This window comes from Syntrophorhabdus sp., from assembly GCA_012719415.1.
Taxonomy (GTDB): Bacteria; Desulfobacterota; Syntrophorhabdia; order Syntrophorhabdales; family Syntrophorhabdaceae; genus Delta-02.
Window position 1 is genome coordinate 1 of record JAAYAK010000277.1, and the last position, 1,775, is coordinate 1,775.

The window sequence follows — 1,775 nt, forward strand, 5'->3', positions numbered from 1 at the left end:
ACCTCATCAAGACCTTCGCGGATTTCGGCGTCACCTTCACCTCCCTCGTCCCGACGCACTACATCATGATGCTGGCACTCCCGGACGAGGTGAAGGCGAAATACAACCTCAACGCCATCAAGAAGCTTCTGTGCTCCTCGGCACCGGCGCGGCGCGACACGAAGCAGGGCATCCTCAAGATGTTCCCGAACTCGGCGCTGTACGAAGCCTATGGCTCCACTGAGGCAGGCATCGTTACCATCCTGAAACCGCACGAACAGATGACGAAACTCGGCTCCATCGGCCGCGAGGTTATTGGTACCGATATCCTTCAGCTCTATGATGAAGACGGAAACCTCATCGACAAACCGAATGTAGTTGGCGAACTCTATTCACGGAGCCCTCAGATCTTCGAGCAGTACTGGAAAGACCCGGAAAAGACCAAAGCAGCGATGAAGGGCCAGTACTTCAGCGCCGGCGACATGGCCTTAAGGGATGAGGAGGGCTACTACACACTGGTCGATAGAAAGGCCAACATGATCATCTCCGGCGGCGAGAACGTCTTCCCGTCGGAAGTCGAGAACTGCGTGGGCGGCCACCCGGATGTTAAGGACGTGGCTGTCATCGGCGTACCTCACGAAAAGTGGGGCGAACAGGTAACGGCGGTCATCGTCCTCCACGAGGGCAAGACCATGGACGCGAAAGAGGTCGGCGCGTGGTGCAAGGGCAAGATCGCCGGCTTCAAGGTCCCGAAGAACATCGTCTTCATCAAGGACGAAGAGATGCCGAGATCAGGCGCCGGCAAGATCCTCCACAGGATCCTCCGCGAGCGTTACGGCAAATGGGCCGACCATCAGTAAGAGAAGAATAAGACAAAAAACGGGGACTACGGTCCCCGTTTTTCTTTGGTGATGGGTAATGGGTCATAGGTAATAGGAAGAAAGGAAGTTTTCCTCCGGATGTTTTCCCCATAACCCATAACCTATCACCCATCACCTGTATTATTGTCCCCCCTCCTCATTTGTGATATGCTTAGCCGATGATAGCGGACTACTCCCTGTATCTCCAGGTTGGTGATCGGGTGTATCATAAGAGGTATACACGGTGGGGCATGGGGATCGTTATCGAAGAGCGGCGGTCGGAGCTGCCCGGCGGCTTCTGCTACGTCCGGGTCGATTTTCAGGACGGCAAGGTGCGCGTCTTCGACAACAATTACAAGAGTGTGAATTGCTGTTATTACGCGGGGATCGAGAAGATAGAGGAAAGACATATATCCCTGGAAGAGACCCCGCGGCCCAGGAAAAGGTCAAAGAAGATGCTCCTTCCCTGAAGGGGGCCGTGCTGTACAGAACGGAGGGCGAGTGGACAGGGAACTGACAAAGTTTGTCCGCGGCGGCGGGTGAGCGTCGAAGATAGGTCCGGGTGACCTGGCGAACATCCTCTGCGGGATAGATATCCCGGTGGATGAAAACGTCATTGTGGGTATTGAAGGCTTTGAGGACGCGGGCGTCTACAAGGTGACGGACGAGATCGCCCTCGTCCAGACGGTCGACTTCTTCACTCCTGTCGTGGATGACCCATACTGGTTCGGGCAGATAGCCGCGGCGAACGCCTTAAGCGACATATATGCCATGGGAGCCGTCCCGAAGACTGCCCTCAATCTTGTCTGCTTCTCGCCGACGAGATTCGACATAGCGATCCTCAAGGAGATCATCCGTGGCGGAGCGGACAAGATAAGGGAAGCCGGGGTAAGCCTTCTCGGCGGCCACAGTGTGGACGATGACGAGATCAAGTAC

At 55.8% G+C, this 1,775-nt stretch carries 3 protein-coding genes; all 3 read left to right on the plus strand.

Annotation, left to right across the window (positions count from 1 at the left end; translation table 11 throughout):
- Nucleotides 1-839: long-chain fatty acid--CoA ligase (locus GXX82_16290; GenBank protein NLT24603.1), on the plus strand; the 839-nt coding region annotated here is incomplete at its 5' end.
- Between the two features lie 221 nt (nt 840-1,060).
- Entirely contained in the window at nt 1,061-1,309 is a 249-nt protein-coding gene (locus GXX82_16295) for a DUF3553 domain-containing protein (protein ID NLT24604.1), read from the plus strand.
- An 82-nt stretch (nt 1,310-1,391) separates the two neighbouring features.
- On the plus strand, nt 1,392-1,775 hold a 384-nt coding region (gene selD, locus GXX82_16300), incomplete at its 3' end, for a selenide, water dikinase SelD (protein ID NLT24605.1).